Genomic DNA, 7,679 nt, shown 5'->3' with positions numbered 1-7,679 from the left:
TAACTCTTCGTCTGGCATGTAATCCAGAACCAGCCGTAAACGAACTAAATCTCCAATTGTTTGTATTTCTGTCCACTCAAATAGCTTAATTTGTGGTATAATAGCCATAACAGGCATCCCTCCCTGGGTAGGATTTTTGTCTTTTCAACTTCAATTTTACCACAGGTGGATGCCTGTTGCTTATTTTTTACAACATTTGAGGCTGGGGTGAATTTTTCCCTCAGCCTCTTGTTTTGCGCTAAAAACCCTTTTCTATACACCTTTTTCTGGGGTAAATTTATTTTTGACCTTTCGCTAATCCCTTGGATTGTCAGGATTTTCTGACAACGCAATTAGCTCATTTAGAGATGGTAATGGCCGTCTTTCAAGACTATTGACTTTACTGCTTTTATACAAGTTTGGCTTTGAAGTGGGTAGATTTATCAGTTTGGAAAAGCTGATTGAGAAAAGCAAAGAGTCATACTATGAAACCCTGTGGGCTTCTTCGCAAGGCTGGCATGAGGGCCAGCATGACCTGTTGCCCTGGCTGGAATATTTTTTGGGGATTATTCTGGCCGCTTACCGTGAGTTTGAGGAAAGGGTTGGTAATATAAGCTCTTATAAAGGGAGTAAGGGTGAAAGAATAAAAGAGGCGATTAACCATTTCAATGCAGAATTTACTATTTCAGATATAGAAAGAGTTTGTCCGGACATCAGTCGCCCTACTGTCTATAGAGTTCTCAAAGAACTAAAGGACCAGGGTTTAATTACTCCTGTAGAAATCGGCCGTAAAGCCAGGTGGAGAAAACTCTAATTTTACGCAGGAAACAAATAGCAGGAAACAAACAGATTTTGTAGAATATATATCAATCTTAGTACAAGCAAAGAAAGGAAGAACAAAATGGCTGATTTGCTGGCCAACCTCAATCCTGTGCAGCGGGAAGCTGTTACCCATATCAATGGCCCCTTGCTAATTCTGGCCGGGGCCGGCAGTGGCAAAACCCGGGTCTTAACCCATCGTATCGCTTATCTGATCAGGCAGGGAGTCAAGCCCTGGCAGATTTTAGCCATCACTTTTACCAACAAAGCGGCCGGTGAGATGAAGGAAAGAGTGGAACAGCTGGTAGGGGAAGCTATCAGCAGAGACATGTGGGTTTCCACTTTCCATTCCGCCTGTCTGCGCATCCTGCGGCGGGAAATCAGCTATCTGGGCTATGATCCCAATTTTGTTATCTACGATACGGCAGACCAGCAGACAGTGCTGAAGGAATGTCTGCGGGAACTGAATCTGGATGAGAAAAAATACTCCCCTCGCCTGATGGCTGCCCTGATCAGTGATGCCAAAAACCGCCTGGAAACCCCGGCCCAAATGCGGCGCCGGGTTTATGGTGACTGGCTGGCGGAAACGGCGTCCCGGGTCTATGAGAGCTATCAGCAAAAACTGATTCGTAACCAGGCCCTGGATTTTGATGACCTGATCATGCTGACTGTGCAGCTGTTTGAGGAGTTTCCGGAAATCCTGGCCTATTATCAGCAGAAATTCCTCTATATCCTGGTGGATGAATACCAGGATACCAACCATGCCCAGTACCGCCTGGTCAATTTGCTGGCTTCGGCCCATCGCAATTTGTGTGTGGTGGGGGATGATGATCAGAGTATTTACCGTTTTCGGGGAGCGGATATTGGCAATATTCTGGATTTTGAACGGGACTATCCTGAGGCGAAAGTAATCAAACTGGAGCAGAATTATCGTTCCACCAGAACTATTCTGGCTGCGGCCAATGCGGTGGTAGCCAATAATGTGGGTCGCAAGGATAAGTCCCTCTGGACGGAAAACCCGGCAGGTGAACCAATCGTCTGTGTGCAGCTGGGGGATGAAAAGGAGGAAGCCCGCTTTATCGTGGGAGAAATCCTGCGTTTAAATAAGAATGGCCGCCCTTACAGCGATTTTGCGGTTTTATACCGCACTAACGCCCAGTCCCGGGCCATTGAAGATGAGCTGATCGGCAATGCCATCCCGTACACAATGGTCGGAGGCCTCAAGTTCTATGAACGCAAGGAAATCAAAGATGTGCTGGCCTACCTGCGGGTACTGGTCAATCCGGCTGATAGTGTCAGTCTGGAGCGCATTATCAATGTGCCCAAACGCAATATCGGGGAAGCTACGGTGAACAAAATCCGCCAGGAAGCGGCCCGGCGCAATCTCAGCCTCTACCAGGCCTTAATGGTAGTGGAGGAAATTCCAGGACTTTCTGCCCGGTCCCAGAAGGCAGTGCGGGACTTCATTAATCTAATGGAGGATTTGCGTCGGCAGGTGGAGATCGCTTCGGTTACGGAAATGCTGGATGCAGTGCTGGAGCGCACCGGCTACCAGGCAGAACTGGAAGCGGAAAAAACGGTGGAGGCCCAGACCCGCCTGGAAAACCTGCGGGAATTCCGGACGGTAACCATGGAATTTGATGCCCGCCAGGAAGAAGAAGGCCTGGAAGGTTTTCTGGCCGGGATTTCCCTCATGAGTGACCTTGATACTTTGGAAAGTGGGGAGCAGGTGACTCTGATGACTCTCCATTCCGCTAAAGGTCTGGAGTTTCCCGTGGTCTTCCTGGCCGGAATGGAAGAGGGGATTTTTCCCCACTCCCGGGCCCTGCTCAGCCTGGAAGAAGCGGAACTGGAAGAAGAGCGTCGCCTTTGCTATGTGGGCATCACCCGGGCCAAAGAGAAGCTCTATCTGACCCATTGCTGGAGCCGCAACCTCTTTGGCCGTATCAGCACTAACCCCCCTTCCCGCTTCCTGAGTGAGATTCCCGCCCATTTGCTGGAACGGGGGACAGGGGCCAGCAGAAGCGGGGTAGACCGCCTGGAGGCGGGAGCTGCCTCCACATCAGCTCAAGGGTCGACAGCAGCTGAACAGGAATGGCAGCTGGGGGACCGGGTAGTGCATAAAAAATATGGACCGGGGGCTATTGTCGGCATTAAGGGCCAGGGAGAAGATACCGAGCTTTCTATTGCTTTTCCGAACCTGGGAATCAAGGTTTTTATAGCAAAATACGCACCAATCAGAAAGGAGCAGTTGTAGAAAAATGTCCAAACCAGTGTATGTAATCGGCCACAAAAACCCTGATACTGATTCCATCTGTTCTGCCATTGCCTATGCCTATCTCAAAAACGCCCTGGGGGGCGGGGAATATCAGGCGGCACGGGCGGGTAAACTCCATCTGGAAACCCAGTTTGTGCTGGACTACTTCGGAGTGGAAGCTCCGCCTCTGCTGACTGATGTCAAAGCCCGGGTGGAGGATATGTTAAACGGGGATACACCGGTAGCAGTGCTGCCGGGCACGCCCCTGCGGGAAGTGGGCATTCTCACCCGCACCCACAACATTAAAACCATTCCCATTGTGGATGAGCAAAACCATTTTCTGGGTCTGGTCACCCTGGGGGATATTGCCCACAAATACATGCAGGAACTGGGGCTGGAAAACCTGGGTAAAATGCATGTTACCCTGGGAAATATTATCCGCACTCTCAATGGTCAACTGCTGAGCGGTCCGGCGGAAAGTACCGAACTGACCGGGAATGTGATTATCGGGGCGATGGCGGCCCAGACCATGGCAGATTACATAAGCCCGGGAGATGTGGTCATCCTGGGCAACAGGGAAGAAGCTCAACTGACGGCGCTGGCCCGGGAAGCGGCCTGCCTGATTATCACCTGTGGCTATACGGTCAGTGACCGGGTTAGGGCGGAGGCGGAAAAGCGGGGAGCAGCCCTGGTTTCCGTACCCCATGATACTTTTGCTGCTGCCCGTTTGATCAATATGAGTGCCCCGGTCAGCAGCTTGATGCGGCCTGCCAGTGACTGCATTGTATTTCAGGCTGATGACCTGGCAGATGAAGCCAAAAAGGTAATGCTGGAAACCCGTTACCGCAATTACCCGGTAGTGGATGAAAATAACCGCTTCCTCGGGGTAGTCTCCCGTTATCATTTGCTGGCCCTGTCCCGCAAGAAAGTGATTTTAGTGGACCATAATGAAAAGAGTCAGGCTGTTGATGGCCTGGAACAGGCGGAAATCCTGGAAGTCATTGACCACCACCGGGTGGGGGATATCCAGACCGGTCAACCCATCTTTTTCCGCAATGAACCGGTGGGCTGTACTGCGACCATTGTCGCTGGCATGTACCGGGAATCAGGAGTGGAAATCCCCAGGACCATGGCGGGGTTGATGCTGGGAGCTATCCTCTCTGATACTGTGCTGTTCAAATCCCCCACCTGCACCAAACGGGATGAGGAAACCGCCCGCTGGCTGGCGGAAATTGCCGGGGTAGATATAGACCAGTTTGGTTTGGAGATGTATAAAGCCGGTACCAGCCTGGTGGGGCGGACCAATGAGGAAATCATTTATCAGGATTTCAAGGAATTCAAGATGGGTCCCCTTACCCTGGGTATCGGCCAGGTGGAAACCATGGACCTCTCTCAGCTGGCTCAGCTGAAAGCAGGACTGCTGGCGGATATGGAGGCCATTCGCAAGGAGAAAGGCCTGGATTTGGTCTTGCTGATGATTACCGATATCCTGCAAGAAGGGACCGAATTGCTGGTCACCGGCCCGGAAAGCCGGGTGGTGGAGGAAACTTTTGGCCAGCCTCTTGTCGACCAGGCCATGTATCTGCCTGGAGTTATGTCCCGCAAGAAACAGGTTGTGCCGCCATTAACGGCTCATTTGAGTAAATAAACCCTTTAAGGAGGCCAGGCCCATGGAAAGCCGCTTATGGGTGGTGATGATTTTTACCGCCCTCTTGCATCTGATTAGCACCTTAGCCTATTCCGTCCGTCTGGCGGGAGTGAAGACCAAACGGCTGGCCATCGCTTTTTCCCTCTGGAATGTGATTTTCTTGCTGGCCTCAACGGCCAATACCATCCAGGGCCCGCTCTTTGCCAGTCTGGTGGATGATGCCATTCATACCATCACTGCTGGAGTGGGCAAACTGGAACAAACCCAGCTGGAACACCTGGCCATCTATCAATCCACCCTGGCCGGACTGACAGTAAAAGTCAGGCTGGTGCTGCTGGCGGCTTTTGCAGGCACAGTGCTGGGAACCTTACTGGTTCCCAGCTTTGTCCGCATCTTCAGCCGTTTGATTCTGCTTTTTGAAAAAGTGGGTTCAGTGCCCAAAATGGTAGTGTTGCTTTTACATCCAGGCAAATTACGTCAGGGTTTGAAGGAAATCAAGCCGCCTTCTTTAAGCCATATTAACAAAGTGCGCCAGGGGGAAAAATTGCCTTTGCCCGGCCAGGTCTTTTTACTGAATGTCCTGGCTACCGGCCTGGCAACTACCGGGGTACTGTCGGCCATGTTTGCCGGAGCCATGAATCCCCGCTTCAGCACGACTGCAGTGACTTTATCTGCCATTGTCAACGGTTTCGCTACCGTGTTCCTGGCCACAGCCGTTGACCCCCAGGTGGCTTCCCTCACTGACCAGGCCTTACGCGGGGTAAGGGAAGAGGAGGAAGTGGCGGTAATGGTAAAATATCTGTCATTCAGCCGGATAGCTGGCACTCTATTCGCCCAGCTGATTACTGTACCGGCGGCCCAGGTAATTGCCTGGACGGCCACCTTGCTGAAGGGATAAGAGGTGAGAGTATGGATATGGAACACGCCCGCCGGCGCATTGAGGAATTGCGGCGGGAGATACGCCGCCATAATTATCTCTATTATGTGCTGGACCAGCCCGTATTGACTGACGCTGAATATGACGCCCTCTACCGGGAATTGCTGGAGCTGGAAGAGCAATATCCGGAGCTGATTACGGCTGATTCGCCTACCCGCAGGGTAGGAGGAGAACCTTTAAAAGCCTTTGGCCAGGTCAGGCATCGCATTCCCCTTTTGAGCCTGGATAATGCCTTTAATGCCGAGGAGCTGCGGGCTTTTGACCGCCGGGTTAAACAAAATCTGGGCGGAGAGGACCCGGAATACATGGTGGAAGCCAAAATCGACGGCCTGGCGGTGGCTCTGACCTATGAGCAGGGCCGGTTTGTGCAGGGAGCAACCCGGGGGGATGGGGAAGTAGGGGAGGATATTACCGAAAACCTCAAAACCATTCAAACTCTGCCCCTGGAACTACCCAAGGCTCCCCCCTTGCTGGAGGTGCGGGGAGAGGCTTTCATGCCGAAAAAAGCGTTTGTCCGGTTAAATGCTGAGCGGGAAGCCAATGGTGAACCGGTTTTTGCCAATCCCCGCAATGCTGCGGCCGGTTCTCTGCGCCAGCTGGATCCCAAAGTGACAGCCAAACGCTCTCTGGCGGTTTTCATTTATGCTCTGGCCCAGACGGAAGGGCTGGAAATTTCCACCCATGCCGCTGCCCTGGACTGGCTGGAACAGCTGGGCCTACCGGTCAATCCCCAGCGCCGCCTTTGCCGCGATATAGAAGAGGTAATCGCTCTGGCAGAGGAATGGGCGGTATTACGCCACCAGCTGCCCTATGATATTGATGGCCTGGTGATCAAGGTCAATAAGCTGAGCCAGCAGCAGCGCCTGGGCTTTACCGCCAAAAGTCCCCGCTGGGCTATTGCCTACAAGTTCCCGGCCGAGCAGGCGGAAACAGTGGTAGAAGATATTGAAATCACAGTGGGGCGTACCGGGGTGCTGACACCGACGGCGGTTTTGCGGCCGGTGTTTGTGGCTGGCAGTACTGTCAGCCGGGCCAGTTTGCATAATCAGGACATCATCCGGGAAAAGGATGTACGCATCGGGGACCATGTGCTGATTCATAAAGCCGGGGATATCATTCCTGAAGTAGTCAGAGTGTTGAAGGAAAAGCGCAGCGGTCTGGAACGGGAATTTGTCATGCCCGAACACTGTCCGGCCTGTGGTAGCAAAGTAGTAAGGCCGGAAGGGGAAGTGGCTGTGCGCTGTCCCAATCGTTTCTGCCCGGCCCAGAACCGGGAGGCCATCAATCACTTCGTCTCCCGGGAGGCCATGAATATCGAGGGCTTAGGTCCGGCGGTGGTCAACCAGTTGCTGGAAGCGGGCCTGATCCGGGATGCTGCCGACCTCTATAATTTGCGAGAAGAGGATTTATTGCCACTGGAGCGCATGGGCAAAAAATCCGCCCAAAACCTGCTGCAAGCTATTGCAGCCAGCAAGGAACGGGGCCTGGGGCCATTGCTCTTTGCCCTGGGCATTCGCCATGTGGGGGCCAAAGCGGCTAAAACCCTGGCCCGCCATTTTGGCTCCATGGAGAAGCTGGCAGCGGCTACACAGGAGGAATTGCAGCAGATCCCGGAAGTTGGGCCGAAAATGGCGGAAGCCATTGTCCAGTTTTTTGCCGATGAACATAACCGCAATTTGCTGAATAAGTTAAAAGCAGCCGGGGTGAAGATGGAAGAAGATGCGGATCCGGTTACTGTGGACAATTTGCCTCTGGCCGGCCAGACGGTGGTCATTACCGGTACCTTAAGCCGGATGGGGAGAAAGGAAGCGGAAGCCCTGGTAGAACAGCTGGGCGGCAAGGCCAGCAGCAGTGTCAGCAAAAAAACCTCTTTTGTGGTAGCAGGGGAAAACCCGGGCAGCAAGCTGGAAAAGGCCCGGGCACTGGGTATACCGGTTTTATCAGAGGAAGAGTTCTGGCAGAAAATTTCGAACTAACCTCTTGTCATTTTGCCCGGGTTGTTGTATAATAATTTTGCAAGATACCATGGAGGTATCACT

At 52.6% G+C, this 7,679-nt stretch carries 5 protein-coding genes; all 5 read left to right on the top strand.

Annotation, left to right across the window (positions count from 1 at the left end):
* Positions 1-427: 427 nt before the first annotated feature.
* Positions 428-793, top strand: coding sequence for a transcriptional repressor (locus tag B5D20_RS09785; RefSeq protein WP_242952062.1), 366 nt, complete (start codon positions 428-430; stop codon positions 791-793).
* An 87-nt stretch (positions 794-880) separates the two neighbouring features.
* Positions 881-3,055, top strand: coding sequence for a DNA helicase PcrA (gene pcrA, locus B5D20_RS09780; protein ID WP_078666054.1), 2,175 nt, complete (start codon positions 881-883; stop codon positions 3,053-3,055).
* A 4-nt stretch (positions 3,056-3,059) separates the two neighbouring features.
* A complete protein-coding gene (locus tag B5D20_RS09775) occupies positions 3,060-4,703 on the top strand; it encodes a putative manganese-dependent inorganic diphosphatase (protein ID WP_078666053.1) in 1,644 nt (547 codons plus the stop codon).
* Positions 4,704-4,725: 22 nt separating this feature from the next.
* Positions 4,726-5,601, top strand: coding sequence for a lipid II flippase Amj family protein (locus B5D20_RS09770; protein WP_078666052.1), 876 nt, complete (start codon positions 4,726-4,728; stop codon positions 5,599-5,601).
* Between the two features lie 17 nt (positions 5,602-5,618).
* Positions 5,619-7,616, top strand: a complete 1,998-nt coding sequence (gene ligA, locus B5D20_RS09765) for an NAD-dependent DNA ligase LigA (protein WP_200803496.1) — start codon at positions 5,619-5,621, stop codon at positions 7,614-7,616.
* Positions 7,617-7,679: the final 63 nt, after the last annotated feature.

The organism is Carboxydocella sporoproducens DSM 16521 (genome assembly GCF_900167165.1).
GTDB lineage: Bacteria > Bacillota.
The sequence above is the reverse complement of the archived record's forward strand: the minus strand, read 5'-3'. Positions and strand labels throughout refer to the sequence as shown.

Bases quoted from the DNA above. Each gene is read 5' to 3' on its own strand.
- pcrA (WP_078666054.1), top strand. From the start codon at position 881: ATGGCTGATTTGCTGGCCAACCTCAATCCTGTGCAGCGGGAAGCTGTT.
- ligA (WP_200803496.1), top strand. From the start codon at position 5,619: ATGGAACACGCCCGCCGGCGCATTGAGGAATTGCGGCGGGAGATACGC.
- B5D20_RS09775 (WP_078666053.1), top strand. From the start codon at position 3,060: ATGTCCAAACCAGTGTATGTAATCGGCCACAAAAACCCTGATACTGAT.
- B5D20_RS09770 (WP_078666052.1), top strand. From the start codon at position 4,726: ATGGAAAGCCGCTTATGGGTGGTGATGATTTTTACCGCCCTCTTGCAT.